The organism is Massilia cavernae, from assembly GCF_003590855.1.
Classification (GTDB): domain Bacteria; phylum Pseudomonadota; class Gammaproteobacteria; order Burkholderiales; family Burkholderiaceae_D; genus Telluria_A; species Telluria_A cavernae.
Genome location: NZ_QYUP01000176.1, coordinates 25,453 through 43,840, shown reverse-complemented (window position 1 = coordinate 43,840; position 18,388 = coordinate 25,453). Strand labels below are relative to the sequence as shown.

18 protein-coding genes are annotated in these 18,388 nt (G+C 62.8%); 7 read left to right on the top strand and 11 right to left on the bottom strand.

Annotation, left to right across the window (positions count from 1 at the left end; all coding sequences use genetic code 11):
- From D3872_RS23175 to D3872_RS23155, 5 genes are all read right to left on the bottom strand, one after another.
- On the bottom strand, nucleotides 1–343 hold a 343-nt coding region (locus D3872_RS23175), incomplete at its 3' end, for a porin (protein ID WP_147373978.1).
- 34 nt (nucleotides 344–377) lie between these two features.
- Nucleotides 378–1,820 (bottom strand): pyruvate kinase, encoded by a 1,443-nt coding sequence (gene pyk / locus D3872_RS23170; RefSeq protein ID WP_119812981.1) that lies wholly within the window; start codon nucleotides 1,818–1,820, stop codon nucleotides 378–380.
- Entirely contained in the window at nucleotides 1,810–3,144 is a 1,335-nt protein-coding gene (locus tag D3872_RS23165; protein ID WP_119812985.1) for a glycerate kinase type-2 family protein, read from the bottom strand. The genes pyk and D3872_RS23165 overlap by 11 nt, the downstream gene beginning before the upstream one ends.
- Before the next feature lie 32 nt (nucleotides 3,145–3,176).
- Nucleotides 3,177–4,523 carry a dicarboxylate/amino acid:cation symporter gene (locus D3872_RS23160; protein ID WP_119812980.1) on the bottom strand — a complete coding sequence of 449 codons (1,347 nt, stop codon included), beginning with the start codon at nucleotides 4,521–4,523 and terminating at the stop codon, nucleotides 3,177–3,179.
- 128 nt (nucleotides 4,524–4,651) lie between these two features.
- A complete protein-coding gene (locus tag D3872_RS23155; RefSeq protein ID WP_119812979.1) occupies nucleotides 4,652–5,740 on the bottom strand; it encodes a tartrate dehydrogenase in 1,089 nt (362 codons plus the stop codon).
- A 285-nt stretch (nucleotides 5,741–6,025) separates the two neighbouring features.
- Between D3872_RS23155 and D3872_RS23150 the strand changes: the two genes are divergently transcribed.
- Nucleotides 6,026–7,108 (top strand): serine/threonine-protein kinase, encoded by a 1,083-nt coding sequence (locus D3872_RS23150; protein ID WP_147373977.1) that lies wholly within the window; start codon nucleotides 6,026–6,028, stop codon nucleotides 7,106–7,108.
- A 58-nt stretch (nucleotides 7,109–7,166) separates the two neighbouring features.
- Here the strand turns inward: D3872_RS23150 and bcaP are convergent, their stop codons facing one another.
- Complete coding sequence (bcaP, locus tag D3872_RS23145; RefSeq protein ID WP_119812977.1) at nucleotides 7,167–8,564, bottom strand: branched-chain amino acid transporter BcaP; 1,398 nt, start codon at nucleotides 8,562–8,564, stop codon at nucleotides 7,167–7,169.
- Nucleotides 8,565–8,647: 83 nt separating this feature from the next.
- On the bottom strand, nucleotides 8,648–9,121 hold the full coding sequence (locus D3872_RS23140; RefSeq protein ID WP_229459493.1) for a MarR family winged helix-turn-helix transcriptional regulator: 474 nt from the start codon (nucleotides 9,119–9,121) through the stop codon (nucleotides 8,648–8,650).
- A 130-nt stretch (nucleotides 9,122–9,251) separates the two neighbouring features.
- Here D3872_RS23140 and D3872_RS23135 point away from each other — a divergent pair, with 130 nt between their 5' ends.
- Nucleotides 9,252–9,977 carry a siderophore-interacting protein gene (locus D3872_RS23135; protein ID WP_119812976.1) on the top strand — a complete coding sequence of 242 codons (726 nt, stop codon included), beginning with the start codon at nucleotides 9,252–9,254 and terminating at the stop codon, nucleotides 9,975–9,977.
- Between the two features lie 97 nt (nucleotides 9,978–10,074).
- Here D3872_RS23135 and D3872_RS23130 read toward each other — a convergent pair whose 3' ends face one another.
- The gene (locus D3872_RS23130; protein WP_119812975.1) at nucleotides 10,075–11,394 is read right to left on the bottom strand and encodes an oxygen-independent coproporphyrinogen III oxidase; all 1,320 of its coding nucleotides are present in this window, start codon (nucleotides 11,392–11,394) and stop codon (nucleotides 10,075–10,077) included.
- Between the two features lie 239 nt (nucleotides 11,395–11,633).
- Here D3872_RS23130 and D3872_RS23125 point away from each other — a divergent pair, with 239 nt between their 5' ends.
- Both D3872_RS23125 and D3872_RS23120 read left to right on the top strand, forming a co-directional pair.
- Nucleotides 11,634–11,882 carry a heavy-metal-associated domain-containing protein gene (locus tag D3872_RS23125; protein ID WP_147373976.1) on the top strand — a complete coding sequence of 83 codons (249 nt, stop codon included), beginning with the start codon at nucleotides 11,634–11,636 and terminating at the stop codon, nucleotides 11,880–11,882.
- 236 nt (nucleotides 11,883–12,118) lie between these two features.
- Complete coding sequence (locus tag D3872_RS23120) at nucleotides 12,119–12,382, top strand: DUF2249 domain-containing protein (RefSeq protein ID WP_119812973.1); 264 nt, start codon at nucleotides 12,119–12,121, stop codon at nucleotides 12,380–12,382.
- A 51-nt stretch (nucleotides 12,383–12,433) separates the two neighbouring features.
- Here D3872_RS23120 and D3872_RS23115 read toward each other — a convergent pair whose 3' ends face one another.
- The 3 genes from D3872_RS23115 to D3872_RS23105 all read right to left on the bottom strand — a co-directional run bounded on the left by D3872_RS23115 (nucleotide 12,434) and on the right by D3872_RS23105 (nucleotide 15,728).
- Nucleotides 12,434–13,114: a Crp/Fnr family transcriptional regulator gene (locus tag D3872_RS23115; protein ID WP_119812972.1), complete on the bottom strand. Its 681-nt coding sequence runs from the start codon at nucleotides 13,112–13,114 to the stop codon at nucleotides 12,434–12,436.
- Nucleotides 13,115–13,203: 89 nt separating this feature from the next.
- Complete coding sequence (nirK, locus tag D3872_RS23110; protein WP_119812971.1) at nucleotides 13,204–14,613, bottom strand: copper-containing nitrite reductase; 1,410 nt, start codon at nucleotides 14,611–14,613, stop codon at nucleotides 13,204–13,206.
- Between the two features lie 167 nt (nucleotides 14,614–14,780).
- Nucleotides 14,781–15,728 carry a PaaX family transcriptional regulator C-terminal domain-containing protein gene (locus tag D3872_RS23105; protein WP_182915906.1) on the bottom strand — a complete coding sequence of 316 codons (948 nt, stop codon included), beginning with the start codon at nucleotides 15,726–15,728 and terminating at the stop codon, nucleotides 14,781–14,783.
- A 212-nt stretch (nucleotides 15,729–15,940) separates the two neighbouring features.
- Here D3872_RS23105 and ubiU point away from each other — a divergent pair, with 212 nt between their 5' ends.
- From ubiU to ubiT, 3 genes are read left to right on the top strand one after another with little or no spacing between them, the layout of a single operon-like run.
- Nucleotides 15,941–16,981 carry a ubiquinone anaerobic biosynthesis protein UbiU gene (ubiU, locus tag D3872_RS23100; protein WP_119812969.1) on the top strand — a complete coding sequence of 347 codons (1,041 nt, stop codon included), beginning with the start codon at nucleotides 15,941–15,943 and terminating at the stop codon, nucleotides 16,979–16,981.
- Nucleotides 16,982–17,005: 24 nt separating this feature from the next.
- Complete coding sequence (gene ubiV, locus D3872_RS23095) at nucleotides 17,006–17,902, top strand: ubiquinone anaerobic biosynthesis protein UbiV (protein ID WP_119812968.1); 897 nt, start codon at nucleotides 17,006–17,008, stop codon at nucleotides 17,900–17,902.
- Nucleotides 17,899–18,387 carry a ubiquinone anaerobic biosynthesis accessory factor UbiT gene (ubiT, locus tag D3872_RS23090; RefSeq protein ID WP_119812967.1) on the top strand — a complete coding sequence of 163 codons (489 nt, stop codon included), beginning with the start codon at nucleotides 17,899–17,901 and terminating at the stop codon, nucleotides 18,385–18,387. Before ubiV ends, ubiT begins: the two co-directional genes overlap by 4 nt.
- The last annotated feature ends 1 nt before the right edge of the window (nucleotide 18,388 follow it).

Sequence of the window (18,388 nt, the reverse complement as noted above, 5' to 3'; positions counted from 1 at the left end):
ACTGGCGGCCCAGCGTCAGCGTGCCTGCCTTGCTTTTCAGGCCGACAAAGGCCTGGCGGTTGAAGATGGTGCCGGCCGAATCGACTTCGCCGGTGTCGAGCCGGAATCCGGTTTCGAGCGTGAACAAGGCGGACACGCCGTTGCCAAGGTCTTCGGTCCCGCGGAAGCCGATGCGCGAGGCCGCTGCGGCGCCGCTGGTCAGCTTGTTGACGGTTCCCGCCGTGCCGCCGCTCTCGCGCACGAAGCCGGCGTCGGCGATGCCGTAGATCGACACGGAGCTTTGGGCGAAAGCGCCACCGGCGCAGCCAGCCAGGATGGCTGCTGCAATCAATTCCTTGTTCATGTCTCGTCCTTTTGTGAGGGCTTGCGCCCATTTTTTAGTGAAAAGCGGCATTTTCATTAGTGCCAAGCTGCGCGATGCGCAGCAGGTTGGTGGTTCCCGACGTACCGAATGGCATGCCGGCTGCGATCGCGATGGCCTGTCCCGGCTTGGCCAGCCCTTCCCGCGCGGCCGTGGCGCAGGCGAATTCCGTCATTTCCGATACCGACGCGACGTCGTGAATCAGCACCGCGTGGACGCCCCACACCAGCGCCAGCCCGCGCGCCGTGGCAAGCTTGGGCGTCATGCCGATGATGGGCGCCTGCGGCCGCTCGCGCGCCATCCGAAGCGCGGAGTGGCCCGAGCTGGTGAAGGCCACGGTGGCCGCCACGTCGAGCAGGTCGGCCACATTGCGCAGCGCCAGCCCGATGGCGTCGGCGATCTCGGCGCGGGCCGGGGCCTGGCCGGCCTTGATGCTTTCGCTGTAGTACGGGTCGGATTCGGTCTGCATGATGATGCTGTTCATCATCCTGACCGCTTCGAGCGGATACTTGCCGGAGGCGGATTCCGCCGACAGCATCACGGCGTCGGCGCCGTCGTAGATGGCGGTCGCCACGTCCGATGCTTCGGCGCGGGTCGGCACCGGCGCCAACACCATCGATTCCAGCATCTGGGTCGCGACAATGACAGGCTTGCCCAGGCGGCGGCATACGCGCACGATGCGCTTCTGGATCGCCGGCACCTGCTCCGCCGGCAGCTCCACGCCAAGGTCGCCGCGCGCCACCATCACGGCGTCGGCCGCTTCGACAATCGCGTCCAGCTGGGCGATCGCGGCGGGCTTTTCCAGCTTGGCCACGATGCCGGCGCGTCCCTTCACGATCTCCTTGATCTCATGGATGTCCTCGGCGCGCTGGACGAAGGACAGCGCGATCCAGTCCACGCCGAGCGTCAGGCCGAAGTCGAGATCCCTGCGGTCCTTCTCGGTCAGCGCCGACATCGGCACCACCACGCCAGGCACGTTCACGCCCTTGCGGTCGGACAGCACGCCGCCGGTGACCACGGTGGTGTCGGCATGCTCGGGCGAGAAGCTGTCGACCTGCAGCTCGATACGGCCGTCGTCCAGCAGCAGGCGCGTACCCGTGTCGAGCGCCGCGAAAATCTCGGGGTGCGGCAGCGCGATGCGCTCCTGGTCGCCCGGCTTGCCTGCGTTGAGATCGAGCCGGAACGAGCCGCCCGCTTCCAGCTTGATGGAACCATTGGCGAAAGTGCCGATGCGCAGCTTGGGCCCCTGCAGGTCGAGCAGCACGCCGACCGGCCGTCCCAGGGTCTGTTCCAGGCCGCGCAGGATATCCAGGCGCTCCTTGTGATCCTGGTGGGTGCCGTGGCTGAAGTTGAGGCGGAAGACATCGGCGCCGGCGCGGAACATGGCCTTGAGCGTTGCGGCATCCGAACTTGCGGGGCCGACTGTGGCAACGATTTTTGCTTTGCGATTACGATGCATTCTTGTCCCCTGGGGCGGTTGATGCGTTGATGAGAATGGCCCGGAAGTCATTGACGTTGGTGAGGGTCGGCCCGGTCACGAGCGAGTCGCCCAGCGCCTGGAAGAAGCCGTGGCCGTCGTTGCGGTCCACGCTTTCGAGCGGGCGGATACCGCTGGCAAAGGCCCGTTCGAGCGTGTCCGGTGTGAAGAAGGCGCCGGCGATTTCCTCCTGCCCGTCCATGCCATCGGTGTCGCCCGCCAGGCCGTACACGCCCGGTTCCCCTCGCAGCGCGGCGGCGCAGGACAGCAGGAATTCGACGTTGCGCCCCCCGCGGCCATTGCCCTTGATGGTGACGGTCGTTTCGCCGCCGGACAGCAGCACGCATGGCGTCTGGAACGGCTGGCCGCACCGCGCCACCTGCAGCGCGATGCCCGCCATGACCTTGCCCACTTCGCGCGCTTCGCCTTCGATGCTGTCGCCGAGGATGTAAGCGCTGATGCCCGCCTGTTCGGCGACCTTCGCGGCCGCCTGCAGCGCCATCTGGGGCGTGGCTACCATGTTCACTACGCTGCCGGCCAGGCGGGGGTCGCCCGGCTTGACCGATTCGCCCTCGCCGCTTTCCAGCACCTGCCGCACGTTGGGCGGCAATTCGATCCCGTAGCGGCGGACGATGGCCAGCGCATCGGCGCAAGTGGTTGGATCCGGGACGGTTGGTCCGGAGGCGATGTCGATCGGGTCGTCTCCGGGGACGTCCGAGATAAGCAGCGTGACGACACGCGCCGGATGGCATGCCGCCGCCAGGCGGCCGCCCTTGATGGCTGACAGGTGGCGCCGCACACAGTTCATTTCGCTGATGCTGGCGCCGGAGGCGAGCAGCAGCCGGTTGACCGCCTGCTTTTCCTCCAGCGTGATGCCTGGCAGCGGCAAGGGCAGCAGCGAGGATCCGCCGCCCGAGATCAGGCACAGCACGGTGTCCTCGGCGGTCAGCCCGCCGACCAGCGCCAGCATCCGGCGCGCCGCCTCCAGCCCGGACTTGTCCGGGACCGGGTGGGCCGCTTCCACGATTTCCAGGCTGTTGCATGGAACCGCGTAGCCATATCGCGTAACCACCAGGCCTTCCAGCTTGCCGTTCCAGCTTTGTTCGACGGCCCGCGCCATCTCGGCGGACGCCTTGCCCGCGCCGATGACGACCAGGCGGCCGGCCGGCGCCTCGGGCAAGTGCGGCGGGATGCACAGGGCCGGCTGGGCCGCCGCGATGGCGGCGTCGAACATCTGCCGCAGCAGCTTGCGTGCGCTGTCGCCCTGCCCCGCCACGCCGCCCAGTGCATCGAACTCGGGTGCCATATCCATCTCTATCTCCTGGTAGGCGCTGCGGTTCAGGCGCTTGCCTTCTGGGCGCCCAGTCCGACCACGGTCAGCTCGGGTTCAGGCGTCTCGTAGAGCGACTGGGTGCCGGTAGCGACGACGTCGTGGCCGTCGAGGATGCGGTTCATGCGCTCGCTGTCCACCGCGCCTACCCACTTTGCGATCGCCATGGTGCCGACGGCATTGCCGATGGTGTTGGTGATTGAGCGGGCTTCGGACATGAAGCGGTCGACGCCGAGCAGCAGGACCATGCCTGCCACCGGGATGTTTCCCATCGAAGCCAGCGTGGCGGCCAGGGTGATGAAGCCCGAGCCGGTGACGCCTGCCGAACCCTTGGAGGTGACCATCAACACGCCCATGATCACCAGCTGGTCGACCATCGACAGCGGCGTGTTGGTTGCCTGGGCGATGAAGATGGCGGCCATGGTGTAGTAGATGCACTGGCCGTCGGGATTGAAGGTCACGCCGGCGGGTACCACCAGGCCAACGACAGGCTTGGACACGCCAAGGTGTTCCAGCTTGCGCATCAGCTGGGGGATCACCGATTCCGACGAGCTGGTGCCCAGCACGGTGAAGATTTCATCCTTGATATAGCGGAGGAACTTCCACAGGCTGAAGCCGGAGACGCGGGCGATCGCGTTCAGCACGACGAACACGAACACGATGCAGGTAAGGTACATGCAGGCCATCAGCTGGCCGAGCGAGAGCAGCGAATCCAGGCCGTATTTGCCGACGGTGAAGGCGATGGCGCCGAATGCTGCGATCGGGGCGATGCGCATGACCATGCCGACGACGACGAACATGGCGTTGCTGAAGGCTTCCAGCACATCGACGACAGGCTTGGCGCGGCGGCCCATGTGGGACAGCGCGACGCCGAACATGGTTGCGAATACCAGGATCTGCAGGATGTCGTTCTTGGCGAGCGCTTCGACCACGCTGGTCGGCACCATGTTCAGCAGGAACTCGACGAAGCCGCTGGACTTGGCTGCTGCCGCCGTGTAGTTTGAAATCGAACCGGCGTCGAGCGCCTTGGCGTCGATGTTCATGCCGGAGCCGGGCTGGAACACGTTCACCACGACCAGGCCAAGCAGCAGCGCGAAGGTCGACAGCACTTCAAAATAAATCAGGGCCCGTACACCGACGCGGCCCAGTTCCTTCATGCTTTCCATCTTCGCGATGCCAAGTACGACCATGGCGAAAATGACCGGTGCGAACACCATCTTGATCAGCCGGATGAAGACGTCGCCAAGCGGCTTGAGGTCAGCTCCGAGCTGGGGATAGAAAAAGCCGAGCAGGCCGCCAGCCGCGACGCCAATCAATACCTGGACGTACAGCTTTCCAAAAAATCGCTTTGACATGATGTCTCCTGTTATCTGTGCTGCTTCCGGCGTCCCCTCCGGGGCTCGTCTGGCCGGTAGGGCGGAATGGCGTGTGACGCCTGTACAGCAAAAGGGGCCGCATGGTGCGGCCCCGTGAACAATGCTCCTTACGCTGCTGCGCGCTCGCGCCGGGCGCTGAGGTAGTCGCACACTGCCTTGGTGACGTCGGCCGTGTTGGCGGTGCCGCCCAGGTCGCGGGTATGCAGGGCCGGCGTGCTGGTCACGCTTTCGATCGCCTGCATGACCTGCTGCGCGGCTTCGGTTTCGCCAAGGTGCTCGAGCAGCATGACGACCGACCAGAAGGTGCCGATCGGGTTGGCCAGGCCCTTGCCCATGATGTCGAAGGCGGAACCGTGGATCGGCTCGAACATCGACGGATAGCGGCGTTCCGGATCGATATTGCCGGTCGGGGCGATGCCCAGGCTGCCGGCCAGCGCCGCCGCCAGGTCGCTCAGGATGTCGGCGTGCAGGTTGGTGGCGACGATCGTGTCCAGGGTGGCCGGGCGGTTGACCATGCGGGCGGTGGCTGCGTCGACCAGTTCCTTGTCCCACTTAACATCCGGGAATTCACGCGACACTTCCAGCGCGATCTCATCCCACATCACCATGGCGTGGCGCTGTGCGTTACTCTTGGTGATTACCGTGAGCAGCTTGCGTGGACGCGATTGCGCCAGCTTGAATGCGTAGCGCAGGATGCGCTCGACGCCGACGCGGGTCATCATGCTGACGTCGGTCGCGGCTTCGATCGGGTGGCCCTGGTGCACGCGGCCGCCCACGCCCGAGTACTCACCTTCCGAGTTTTCGCGGACGATGACCCAGTTCAGGTCTTCCGCGCGGCAGCGCTTCAGCGGGCCGTCGATGCCGGGCAGGATGCGGGTCGGGCGCACGTTGGCGTACTGGTCGAAGCCCTGGCAGATCTTCAGGCGCAGGCCCCACAGGGTGATGTGGTCGGCGATGTCCGGGTCGCCGGCGGAACCGAACAGGATGGCATCCTTGGTGCGCAGCGCGTCCAGGCCATCGGCCGGCATCATCACGCCGTGCTTGCGGTAGTAGTCGCCGCCCCAGTCGAAATCTTCGAATGCGAACTTGTAGGTGGTGCCGGACGCGGCCAGCGCTTCCAGCACCTGCCGGCCTGCTGGAACTACTTCCTTGCCGATGCCGTCGCCAGGGATGGTTGCGATTTGGTAGGTCTTCATTGTGCTGTCTCCAGTGTGGTGGTGTTGATGTCGTGCATGCACTTTAAACGCTGGATGCGAGCAATAAATCCTGCAAAATTCAATCCATTATTAACTTCTACTTAACAATTAACTTGTCGGCGCGGGGGATCGCCCGCTCACGTTCGTCGGACGTGTTCTTCATATGAATCGTTCGATGACGGGCCGCAACTCCTTCGCGGCGATGCAACACTTGCAAATAAATGAGGAACAATATGCTGCAAATATGTCATCATTTCTGTCAACAAATTTGATGGGAAGACGACGATGATGCACACCGCCCGAGCACATTCGCACCACCATCCAGATGGCCGCACACTCAGGGACGTCGTCGAGGAGACACCCGAACTGGTGACCGATGCCTGGTGCCGGAAAGTCTTGAAGCAGGTGCTGCGCTCGATCCAAATGCAGCAGGCGATGCAAATGCCGCACCGGATCATCATGCCCGATACCATTGTCGTGTACGACGACGCCATCGCGGAGCTGCTGCCTTCGAATAATCCGAATCCGGATTACCAACCCGCCATCACGGTCGACCTGAAGGCGCTGGCGTCGGTGATCCACTACGCCATTACCGAAGAAGCGCCGCCGCGCGAGCCGCTGGCCGGCCGTCGCTTGCCGGCATACAGCACGTCACTGCTCGCCGCGGTCGACAGCTGCCTCTGGGGCGAGCGTGTCCTGCGGCCCCAGAGCATCGACGCGCTACGCGACCTGCTGGAAGAACAGGTGGCGCCGCCGGCGCCGCCTGCATCCCTGGTGTCGCCGCAAGCGCAAGCGGAACCGGAAGATGCATTGCCACCGGCGGGGGCGCTCGCGCGCCAGGGGCCGCGCGGCCTGGTGCTGGCCGGGGTCGCTGCATGCGTGCTGGCAGCGGTGGGATACGGCACGTATCAACTCGGCCGGCAGGCAGGCGCGCTCGAAGGCCGGCCACAGGCCACGGTGCCGGCTCCGGCCCGGGGCGTAGCACTCGCGCCCGCGATCGTTCCGGGCGATCCGCCCGCCACCCAGGCGGCAGCCCGGTCGCCAGTCCCTGCGACTCCACCGTCGCAAAACATTGACGCCGCAAAACCCGCAGCCGCGAGGGCCGTCGATGCTGGTGTCGCCAAGGCCGCGAACACCGTCACGCAGGATCGCTCGGGCCCAGGCACAATCTATACACTGCAAATCAAACCATGGGGCACGGTTTACGTCGACGGCGAAAAGCGCGGTGTCAGTCCCCCGATGAAGTACCTGAAACTCACAAACGGCAAGCGCACGATTCGCATCGAAAATCCCAGCCAGCGCAGCCATGTGATCACCGTTAATGCCGGCAGGAACAAGTGGGGAACGATTTCGCACGAGTTCCGCTAATCGGGCGGCAAGTACGATGAAAACGGTAGCCCACGCAGCGGTGGGCTATTTCAAGAGCTTATTCAGCCGGATGCAAGACCGAATTGCGGCGCGAATAGATGAAATATACCGCGAGGCCCAGGACGAGCCAGATACCGAACGCGATCCAGGTCGACTTGCTCAGGAAGGTCATCAGGGCCACGCAGGCCACGATGGCGAGCGCAGGCACATATGGAACGCCAGGGCAGCGGAATGCGCGGTGCAGGTCCGGGCGCTTCTTGCGAAGGACGATCACGGCGACCGATACCAGGCAGAAGGCCGCCAGCGTGCCGATGTTGATCAGCTCGGCCAGCACGTTCAGAGGAACGAAGGCTGCGATCAGGCCGAACACGATGCCGACGATCCACGTCGCCAGGAACGGGGTGCCGTATTTCGGATGAATGGTCGCCAGGCGCTTTGGCAGCAAGCCGTCGCGCGCCATCGCGAAGATGATGCGGGTCTGGCCAAAGCTCATCACCAGGATCACGGTCGTCATGCCGACGATCGCGCCCAGGTCGACAAAGCCGGCCACCCAGTTCTCCTTCGCGTACTGCAGCGCGAGCGACACCGGATGGTCGACACCGGCGAAGTTTTGGTATGGCACGATGCCAGTCATGATCGCCGACACCACCACGTACAGCACCGTGCAAACGGCGAGGGAGCCGATAATGCCGATCGGAAGGTCGCGTTCGGGCCGCTTGACCTCTTCCGCCGCCGACGTCACGGCGTCGAAACCGATAAAGGCGAAGAACACCAGCGCCGCCGCACTCATGGTCCCGCTCATCCCGAAGGGCATGAACGGCTGCCAGTTGGCGGGTTGCACATGGCGCGCGCCGACAAAAATGAACAGCAAGACCACGCCGACCTTGATGATCACCATGATGCTGTTCAGGCGCGCCGACTCCCGCACCCCCAGGGAAAGCAAGGAGGTCAGGACCAGCATGATGATCAGCGCCGGCAGGTTCATCACCGTGTCCACGCCGGGAACAGCGCCGGGGGCTGCGGTCAGCGCCGCCGGCAAGTGAATGCCGAAGCCGCCGATGAGCGACTGGAAGTAGCCGGACCAGCCGACCGACACGGCCGACGTCGCCAGCCCGTATTCCAGCAGCAGGTCCCAGCCGATCATCCAGGCGACCATCTCGCCCATGGTGGCATAGGTGTAGGTGTAGATGGAACCGGCGACCGGTACGGTCGAAGCGAATTCGGCGTAGCACAGCGCGGCGAGGCCGCAGGCCACGGCGGCAATGACAAAGGACAGCGTCAGTGCCGGGCCGGCGGTGAGCGCACCCGTGCCGGTCAATACGAAGATGCCGGTGCCGACGATGGCGCCGATGCCCATCAGGACAAGGTCGGCTGGTCCCAGGACTTTGTGCAAGCCCCCGGGAACGCGGCTTTGCGCCACCATGTGGTCCAGGTTTTTAGTGCGGAAAAGGCTCATTCGGTTTGTCTCGTTTTCTTGTGGGTTGTCGTGGCGTGGCTGCAAATAGATCGTGCAGCCGTTGGGGTTGTCGTGGAATGGCGTCAGCCGCCGCCTGTGGCGGCGTCCAGGTTCGCGCGAACCCGGCTGAGAAGCGCGGCGAGCGCCTTGCATTCCTCGCCGCTCAGGCCGGCGAAGGCGCGGTCGGCAAGGTCGTTGCCTTGCAGGCGCATGGCGTCATGCGCCGCCTGCCCTGCCGGCGTCAGGAACAGCCGGGTGCTGCGCCGGTCGGCGTCGTCGGCTCGGGCGTCCAGCAGGCCCTTGTCGCGCAGGCTGCGGACAAGCCGCGCCAGCTGTGCCTTGTCCCGGCCCGAGTGAACGCCAAGATCGGTCTGGGTCGCGCCCGGATGGCGCGCGAAGAACCCAAGCACCTTGTGCTCCATGTGGGCGAGCTCTAAGCCACCATCGCGCGAAGTCCGGAACAACTGGGAGCGGTGTGCGTGCATGATCCCGTGAATTGCTTCGAATACATCGGCAGGCGATACCGCGCCGGAGGGATCCGCTTTGTCAGCTGGCATTCTCATCATCACGACATTATCAACGATTGGGGGCGCTACGGAAAGACGTCCCGGTGCGCGAGAAAAATGTAGTTGACTATATCAACCAATTTTCCGACAATAGGAGACATTATCAACCATTGGAGTCCTGATGCATACCTCACAACGAATTGTGGAGCGCGTACGTTATGAATTGCACAAGCGCGATGTCGCCGTCCGCCGGGTTGAGCCGCTTGGCGCCCACTTTGTCAGCATTACTTTCGGCGGCAGCAGCCTGGCCGGTTTCGAATCGCGGGGATTCGACGACCATGTCAAGTTCATGTTCGTCGATGCCGGCGGTGAAGTGGTATGGCGCGACTATACGCCGCGCCGCTTTGACGCCGATGCATGCGAACTGACGATCGAGTTCGCCCTGCATGGGGAAGGAAAGGCATCGGCCTGGGCACGCCAGGCGGTGCCGGGGCAATCCGCCACCATCGGCGGGCCGCGCGGCTCGATGATCGTGCCGGCCGACTTTGACTGGCACCTGCTCGCGGGCGACGCCACCGCCCTGCCCGCGATTCGCCGGCGCCTCGCAGAACTGCCGATCCGGGTGAAAGTCATCGTCGTCGCCGCTGCCGCAGTGGATGACCGGATCGTGCCGGCCACCGATGCCGAACTAGACGTGCGATGGGTCGGCAGCGATGACGAACTGGTGACGGCCATCCAGGACATGGAACTTCCCGAAGGTGAAGGTTTCGCGTGGTGCGCAGGCGAGGCTTGGGCAATGAAGGAGATCCGCAAGCATCTCGCGGAGAAGAACCTGCCAAAGGGGGCGATGCGGGTATCGGCCTACTGGAAGAAAGGCGTCGGCGGCCATCACGAGAACCTGGAGTGAAGTGTTGCCGGTGCTGGCGGCACGCCGCTGCGATACGTCGCTGGTCATCCGCTTGATCCTTTGAAGAACTGATCCGTGTCGCCAAACGATCGCGCAGTCAGCGGCAGAAAACCATCGATATATCGCGAATCCGTTTCCGCCCCGTGGCTGTGATGGTCAGCCATTCCAGCTCGATGGCGACAAGGCCGCAACGCTCGAACTCGGCGAGCATCAGATACTCCCGCTGGAAGTATTCAGCGAACGAAATCGAGAACGCCTGCTCGATCACCGGAATCGAAAGCTCGAACTGACACGTCAGCATCTCTACGATCGTCCGGCGCAAGATGTCGTCAATGCTTAACCGCATCCCACGAGCGACAGGCAACTCGTTTCTGTCCAGAGAATCGTAGTACGCATCGAAACGCTGGACATTCTGGCTATAGCTGCCGCCGACCGAACTAATGGCAGAGACGCCGAATGAAATGAGGTTCATGTCGGCCCGGGTCGAGTAGCCGTACAAGTTATGATGCAAACGGCCTTGGGTTTGGGCGATGATCCAGTCATCCGCAGGTAAGGCAAACTGGTCCAGTCCGACGTGGATATATCCTGACCTCGCGCACATGTCCATTAGCTCATCGTCTGCACGAACGGGGTGCCGGGTGTCCAGCGCTTGCGCAGGATAAGTTATTCCTATGCGATCGGGTTTCGCCTTGATGACCTCTGCGAGCGCGTCCATGTCGGATGTCCGGTGCCGTTGCGACGGGCTGCAAACCAGGGTGACCTTGATTGAGCGGAAGTCTGCTGCGCGGGACACTTCAATCATCGGCTGAAATCCGGTGGTCCGCTTAATGCGATCATCGCCGTGATGCATTGCCATGTTGCCAGACCCTACAAGCAGGCAGATACGATTGAAACCTAGTTCGCGGAGGCCGTACAACCGTTCGGGCGCGACTTGGTACGGGTCAACTTCGATGGAATACTCGCCCTTTTTACCCGGTGCAAACTTGAACCAGCGATGCACGTGGAGCATCAGTTCTTCCAGCTGAGTTTGATTCAGGCAGAGCGGGGCGCCGCTGAAATGCAAACCTTCCACCCTGTTCATGCCGCTTAACAGCCGACCTTGAAGTTTGATTTCACGTTTAAGGTAACTCAGGTAAAGTGCCGCGTTCTCGCTTCCGATGGAAACGACGTTACCGCTGTCGCCGCTGTATGTGTGCGCGTCAAAAAATGGAAGGTTGAAATACAAGGCGAGCGCGTTACTGCGGCCGCGCATGCGCAGTGCGGCGACCGCATGAAGATAGTCACGGTATGTGAAATCGTCGCTGAAGTGAGCGCTGGTCGGATATACGGAATCGCATGCAGCGACGTAGTCCGTCGACCTGAGTGTTCCTGTCCTTGGTAGCGTGGTCTTGTTGGTAGGTAGTTTAACGACTTGCATGACACTGATCCTGTTTGAGCATGTCACGAGACTAAGGATTGAGTGCCGGAAAGTCTTTGATATGCATCAAAAATGCCAGCCTCGTTCTCAGTGTTAAAGCATGTCTCCGATAGCCGTGTGGCGGCGTGGCGCGAGGCTCAGGAAAACCTTGAACTGCTTTAAGGCAGCATGCGCACGCTGATCCGATAATGTCTCACAACGCGCGCATTGACGCGCCAATACATATGAGGGAAATACCGATGACCTACATTAATCTTCAGTTGGCCTCCAGTCTGCACGAGGCTGCCGTCAGCCGGGTGGTAAGAGCATTGCGCGCCGTACCAGGCGTCCACGCGGTCGACGCCCAGTCAGAAAAATCCACAGTCGGCATCAACTTCGATCAGGACCGCACATCGCAGCAGGAACTTGAAAACGTGTTGGCGGACATCGGCCACCGGGCAAAACAAAATCATTCCAACGGTAGCTGTTGCGGTTCGTGCGGGGGCTAGATCGTTTTCGTGGTGCGCGCCCGGCTCATCGATCAGACACAGTCCTTTTTTCGAATCTTGACTTGCATCATAGACCGGGGACTCCTCCGGCACCTAACATTGACGCAAGCCTTCGGGAGGTCAGGCGCCACATCCCGGCCGACCGGCGGACGACTATTCCATCGCCAATAGAACCAACAAGGTCTGCGGCGCTTCCAGGCAGCTGGTGGCCGCCCCTACACCATTAGGAGAATTCCATGTCCCACGATTGCTCGGCTCCACAAACTGCAGAAGGCACCTATCTGTTCGACGCCCGCGGCGTTGCCCGCCGCTTCCGGCATGCGGCCATCTTCGGCGCGCTCAGCGCGCTCACGATCGGCGAGACGATGCGCTTCTGTAACGACCACGATCCTTTGCCGCTGCTTCAGCAGTTGTCCCAACACTTCGGCCCGCGTCTGCAGGCCGCCTACGTGGCACGCGATCCGGGTGAAGTGGTCATCGATTTCAGGATCGTCAGCTAAAACTTCCTGCCCCCGCGCCACCTTGTCCTGCCGCTCAGTGCAGCGGCAGGTTCATCCTTCGTAGACGCGCAGGCGCTCGATGTCATGAATGGTGATCGAGCGCCCCTCAACAGAAATCATGCCGTGGGCAGTCAGGTCGCGCAGCACCCTCGAAAAATATTCAGGCGTGAGATTGAGCCGCGACGCCAGCGACTTCTTACTGATGGTGAGCGTGACCTGGGCACCGTCGCCATCAGGTTCATCCTTCAGCAGATAACCCACAATGCGCTGGCTGCCGGAACGTAGCGAATACGACTCCACATCCGAAATAAGCCCGTGCAGCCGCCGGCTCATGCCCGCGAGCATACGTCGAGCGAACGCAGGATTGCGCTCCAGTTCGCTGAACACCGCTTCTTTGGAAATATGCAGCAACATGGAATCGGCCAGCGCGGTGGCACTCAGGATATACGGCTTCTCCATGAACATCAGCGCCTCGCCAAAGCTGAAGCCCGGCCCGACGATTTCGACAATCTTCTCGCCGCCTTCGACCGACAGGAACCCGAGCTTGACCTGGCCATAAATCACGATATGAAAGCCCTGGCACGGATCGCCGCGGTGAAAAACCGGCACGCCCCGGGCAACGTGCAATTCTGTCGTCCGGTTGGCCAGCTCATCGAGTTCGCTGGGCGCGAAATCGCTGAACAGTGGAAGTCGTTTGAGAAAGACACGCCGGTCTATTTTCTTGGTTGTCATGGCGGGATCTTTTGAAAGCCTGTCATATTATTCGATTCGGAAAATGCAAAAGACCCGCGCATGGCGGGTCTGCAGCCTGAGCTCAGGGCTTAGTGTCCCGAGTCGGCGTCCGGTTTGCTGGCAGTGTGGAACACCCCGCGATTCTCCTTGCCAACCACATGCAAGAAGCCCGCAAGTCCTTTTTCCATGCGCGACAAGGCATGGTCGACCAGGATGTAGCGTCCCGGCACCTCCACCTTGAACTCGACCATCGTGGCGCCGCCTGGCGGCACGCTCACCGTCTGGACGTTCTTCAATGGTGGCGATGTCAGGTCGCCCAGGTTGTAGACACGGTCGAATATTTCACCGATCACGTGGAAGCTCGACGTCGCGTTCGGACCACCCACGCCGAAGAAGATGCGCACCGTCTCACCCACCTTCGCTTCCATGCGGTGGGTCTTGGTCAAGGCATCGTGATTGCCGTTGAACATCAGGTGTTCAGGATTCTCGTCCAGCAGTTTCTCCAGCGAGAACTCGGCTTCCCCGGGCGTACCATGGCGCTGCGCGGTGTACAGTTCCCCCTGCATGACATAGAATTCGCGATCCACTTTCGGCAAGCCGCCTTCCGGCTCCACCAGGATCATGCCGTACATGCCGTTCGAGATGTGCTGGGCGACCATCGGCGTGGCGCAGTGGTACACGTACAGGCCGGGATTGAGTGCCTTGAACGTGAAGCTCTTGGTGCTGCCTGGCGCCGCCTGGGTCACGGCCGCGCCACCGCCCGGACCGGTCACCGAGTGGAAGTCGACCGAATGGATCATGTGGCTATCCTTGGCGTTGGCCATGTTGACCTCCACCGTGTCGCCGACGCGCACGCGCAGGAACGGGCCTGGCACCTTGTTATTGAAGGTCCAGTACTTGTAGGTCGTGCCGTCCGCAAGCTGGCCCACGATTTCGGTGGTCTCAAGGTTCACGCTCAGTTTCTGCGGACCGCGCGCGCCGACGGGCTTTCCCGTCATCATAGGATTCTGCGAAATATCGGCGCCCTGCGGCACTTGCGCAGCCACCGCTCCGCCCACGACGATCTTGCCGATCATGCCGGCCGCGACGTGGCCAGGCAGCGAACAGATATAGGTGAACACGCCCTTCTTGTCGGCCTTGAAGACGATCGAGGTGCTCGCGCCTTTGTCATTGATCTGGTTCGACTTGACGTTGAAGTCCGGGATGCTCACATCGTGGACAGCGCCGTCGCCGTTGACGAGGTTTATCTGCACCACCGCGCCTTCCGGCACATTCAACGTAGGATTGGCCACGCCTTTCATGGCGCCGGTTTCGCCAACGAACACCAGCTTGCCGTCGGCGATATCGGTACGAAGGGTATAGGTGACGTCAGGCCGGTATTGGACTGCGGCGCTGTCGGAAGCCTTGGCGTGACCAGCATGCTGCGCAAATGCCGGCGCCATCACGGCAGCGCTCATGGCGAGTGCGACGATGGCTTGCGAAATCTTGGTCTTTTTCATTTCCTTCTCACTTTTCTATGTTTGATGCGAGCTTGCATCGTTTGACGACGATCAAATCATACATTTCGATGCCACCATAAAAAATTGACTCACATCAAACTTTTCCGACTTGCCCGGATTCTCGTCCGGAAGCGGCCGCGTGCACGCATGGTGACGCGCCGGGACGATCACCCGGAGAGTCCTGCACCGGACGAGGGCGGGCGCCGGTTACGGGCCGGGGCCAACACTCCCCGCACGAAGGCTCCCTGCGCCACACGGGAGCGCAGCTCGCCGATCAAGGCCGCCGCCTGTTCTTTCGGCCATTGCGCAGGCAGGAGTTGGGCAGGAAGCGCGGGGTCGCGCGACAACAAGGTCTGCCACTCGTGCAGCAGGAGTGCGCCCTTGACGAACTCGCCTTCCGCACCACCACTCAGGTGGTTCGACATGGGGCACGCAAGAAATTCCTCGCAGCGCCTGCTCAGCTCCTGGTAGTCGGACATGAGCGGGCCCAGTTGCCAGCAATCGCTGACCATGTCGAGCACACTGCGGTTTCCTGGCGTCGGAGGTTGCTCTGCCGTGAGCACCAGGGTGGCATCCTGCATCCTGTGCCGTTCCAGGATCGCGTGGACCGGACACGCGCCAAACTGCGGCCGAAGCAGCACACCAGCGGCGACGGGCCGGAATCCGGCCGCGACCAGGTTCGCCTCGCATGCGGCACGCCGTGCCGGCGGCGCCCTCCCGCGCAGGCGGATCGCCACGCACCACGCACCTGACCACGCAGCTTCCTTGTCCGGCGAGCGTTGCCAGTCCGGTGCGATGGCGAGCCGATAGGCGCTGCGCTTGCCGATGCGGATCCCCTGGACCACGCCCTGTTGTGCGAGACGGAACAGTGTTGTCCGCAGGGCCCGCTCGTTCATCCCCAAGGGCTCGGTCAATGCACTGAATTCACTGAACCAGAGCACATCCACGCCGGGTGGCAACAGGTCGCGCAGCACCGTGACCGCTACCTGCCTGGCAGTGAGAATTGGCCCCGGACATACCTCGGCTTGATTCGGTTCGACGTGCAGCAAGCCAGTTGCGGCGGCTCTCGTTGCAGACGCGTGCTTGCGCGTCGGGTACGCCAGGATAGTCTCCATTGCCATTCCTTTCTCTGTGCGGCGATTGTCCTATTTCTGCTTGCGCCGGTTCCTTAAATCAGGTCAAGAAATGGCCAAGCCTGTCCACGCGCCGTGACGGCGCCCGCGGGCGGAGGCGCGCGATCCACGCGGCATTCTTAATCCAGTCTAAGGACAGCGGCGCGCTGGCCGCTTATAGTCGCGGCCTACTCCAACACGAATAGAAGGTTCCAATGACAGCGATATCGCCCACGGCGCAGCGCGCGGCCATCGCGGTGCCAGAACTGGTCTGCCCCGCCGGCAGCTTGCCGGCACTCAAGGCGGCGGTCGACAATGGCGCCGATTGCGTCTATCTCGGCTTTCGCGATGCCACCAATGCCCGCAATTTCGCAGGGCTCAACTTCGACGACAAAGCGATCGAACAGGGTATCGATTACGCCCACCAGCGCGGCCGCAAAGTGCTGGTGGCGCTCAATACGTATCCGCAAGCCGCGGCATGGAGCGGCTGGCGGGCGGCGGCCGACCGCGCCGCCGGCGCCGGGGTCGATGCCCTGATCTGCGCCGACCCCGCGCTGATGGCTTACGTCGCCCAGCACCATCCTGCCTTGCGATTGCACCTGTCGGTGCAAGGCTCGGCGACCAACTACGAGGCGATCAACTTCTATCACCAGCATTTTGGCATCGCGCGCGCGGTACTTCCGCGGGTACTGTCGATGACCCAGATACGCCAGCTGATCGCCCATACCCCGGTCGAGATCGAGGTTTTCGGCTTCGGCAGCCTGTGCGTGATGGTGGAAGGCCGTTGCGCACTGTCCTCATACGCCACCGGGGAGTCGCCCAACACGCACGGGGTCTGCTCCCCGGCCAAGGCGGTCCGGTGGCAGGAGGGCCCGCTGGGACTGGAAGCGCGCCTCAACAATGTCCTCATCGACCGGTACCAGCCCGGCGAAAACGCCAGCTATCCGACGCTGTGCAAAGGGCGCTTCGAAGTGGAAGGCGAAACCTACTATGCCATCGAAGAACCGGCCAGCCTCAATACCCTGGAACTGCTGCCCGAGTTGATTGCTGCCGGCGTGCGTGCCATCAAGATTGAAGGACGCCAGCGAAGCCCGGCCTATGTGGCGCAAGTCACCCGGGTCTGGCGCGACGCGATCGATGCCTACCGTGACAACAAGGCGCGCTTTACGGTACGGCCCGACTGGATCAGCGCGCTTGGAAAGGTCGCGGAGGGCCAGCAGCACACCTTGGGCGCATATCACCGCGCCTGGAAATAACCTGTCTTTAATGCGGAGCACTTGATGTTGAAACTTGCCTTGGGGCCTATCCTTACCTACTGGCCGCGCGAAACCGTTTTCGAGTTTTACCAGGAGGTGGCCGGCGGACCCGCCGATATCGTTTATCTCGGGGAAACGGTCTGCTCGCGCCGCCATGAACTGCGCCTGAGCGACTGGCTCGACATCGCCGACTTGCTCGCCGAATCCGGCAAGCAAGCCGTGTTGTCGACCCAGGCCCTGATCGAATCAGGCAGCGAACTCGGGACAATGCGCAAGATCATGTCGAACGGCCGCTTCCTGGTCGAGGCCAACGATTTTGGCGCCATACACGCACTGCCCGGCGGTACGCCATTTGTCGCGGGCCCGCACCTGAATTTGTACAATGGGCCATCGCTCGCGATGATGGCCGAGCTTGGCGCCGTGCGCTGGACGCTGCCGCTCGAGATGGGCCGCGCGCAGCTCTCGCACGTGCTGCAAGACGGCCCTGCGCAGATGGAAACCGAGATCTTCGCCCACGGGCGCATGCCCCTGGCCTTCTCGGCGCGCTGCTTCACCGCCCGCTACCGCAACCTGCCCAAGGATGACTGCCAGTTCAGCTGCCTGGAACATCCGGACGGCTTGCTGCTGCGAACCCGTGCCCACGAGCCCTTCCTGGTCCTGAACGGCACCCAGACCCAGTCCGCAGGGGTGCACTGCCTGATCGGCGAGTTCGACCAGCTGGCGGCAGCCGGGGTGGACGTGCTTCGCATCAGCCCGCAGTCGAAGGACACGGCCCGGGTACTCGATCTGTATGACGAGGTCCGGCGCGGCACGCTTGCGCCGGCGCAGGCGCGCATGCGGATCGCGCCCCTGCTGCCAGGCGAGGCCTGCAATGGGTACTGGTATGGCATGCCCGGCATGACCCAGCAGGAGGCGGCATGAGCTGGCGCGGCCAGCGCCAGGCCCACCCATTGCTGCCAGCCGCTCTTGTCACCTGCCTGAAGCGCCTTCCGGCCTATCCGGGCTCGCTCCTGTTCGCACAGGCGCTCAACTGCACGATTGCGTCGCAGATGCCGGACGACGTCAAGGCCATGCTGGAAGGGAAATGCCTGCGCTTGCGGGTCAACGACGCCGGACTGGTGTTCGACTTTCACTGGCAAACCACGCGCTTTGCGCCGTTGAAGGCGGGCGGACAGCCTGACCTGACGATTGGGTCGGCAATGCATGACCTGTGGCTGCTGGCGCGGCGGGAGGAGGATCCGGACAGCCTGTTTTTTGGCCGCCGGCTGACGCTGGAGGGCGACACCGAGCTCGGGCTATTATTCAAGAACACCATCGACGCACTGGATTTCTCGACGATCGATTTGCTCTTGCGCTGGCTTCCCGCCTTCGCAAGCGCGCCACTGAAGAAAGCGCAGCCGAGTTGAC

Excerpts from the sequence above, each read along its gene's own strand:
- ubiU (WP_119812969.1), top strand. The coding sequence starts at position 15,941 with ATGACAGCGATATCGCCCACGGCGCAGCGCGCGGCCATCGCGGTGCCA.
- D3872_RS23140 (WP_229459493.1), bottom strand. The coding sequence starts at position 9,121 with ATGCCAGCTGACAAAGCGGATCCCTCCGGCGCGGTATCGCCTGCCGAT.
- D3872_RS23120 (WP_119812973.1), top strand. The coding sequence starts at position 12,119 with ATGTCCCACGATTGCTCGGCTCCACAAACTGCAGAAGGCACCTATCTG.
- D3872_RS23150 (WP_147373977.1), top strand. The coding sequence starts at position 6,026 with ATGATGCACACCGCCCGAGCACATTCGCACCACCATCCAGATGGCCGC.
- nirK (WP_119812971.1), bottom strand. The coding sequence starts at position 14,613 with ATGAAAAAGACCAAGATTTCGCAAGCCATCGTCGCACTCGCCATGAGC.
- bcaP (WP_119812977.1), bottom strand. The coding sequence starts at position 8,564 with ATGAGCCTTTTCCGCACTAAAAACCTGGACCACATGGTGGCGCAAAGC.
- D3872_RS23135 (WP_119812976.1), top strand. The coding sequence starts at position 9,252 with ATGCATACCTCACAACGAATTGTGGAGCGCGTACGTTATGAATTGCAC.
- ubiT (WP_119812967.1), top strand. The coding sequence starts at position 17,899 with ATGAGCTGGCGCGGCCAGCGCCAGGCCCACCCATTGCTGCCAGCCGCT.
- D3872_RS23130 (WP_119812975.1), bottom strand. The coding sequence starts at position 11,394 with ATGCAAGTCGTTAAACTACCTACCAACAAGACCACGCTACCAAGGACA.
- pyk (WP_119812981.1), bottom strand. The coding sequence starts at position 1,820 with ATGCATCGTAATCGCAAAGCAAAAATCGTTGCCACAGTCGGCCCCGCA.
- D3872_RS23165 (WP_119812985.1), bottom strand. The coding sequence starts at position 3,144 with ATGGCACCCGAGTTCGATGCACTGGGCGGCGTGGCGGGGCAGGGCGAC.
- D3872_RS23115 (WP_119812972.1), bottom strand. The coding sequence starts at position 13,114 with ATGACAACCAAGAAAATAGACCGGCGTGTCTTTCTCAAACGACTTCCA.
- D3872_RS23155 (WP_119812979.1), bottom strand. The coding sequence starts at position 5,740 with ATGAAGACCTACCAAATCGCAACCATCCCTGGCGACGGCATCGGCAAG.
- D3872_RS23105 (WP_182915906.1), bottom strand. The coding sequence starts at position 15,728 with ATGGAGACTATCCTGGCGTACCCGACGCGCAAGCACGCGTCTGCAACG.
- D3872_RS23125 (WP_147373976.1), top strand. The coding sequence starts at position 11,634 with ATGACCTACATTAATCTTCAGTTGGCCTCCAGTCTGCACGAGGCTGCC.
- ubiV (WP_119812968.1), top strand. The coding sequence starts at position 17,006 with ATGTTGAAACTTGCCTTGGGGCCTATCCTTACCTACTGGCCGCGCGAA.
- D3872_RS23160 (WP_119812980.1), bottom strand. The coding sequence starts at position 4,523 with ATGTCAAAGCGATTTTTTGGAAAGCTGTACGTCCAGGTATTGATTGGC.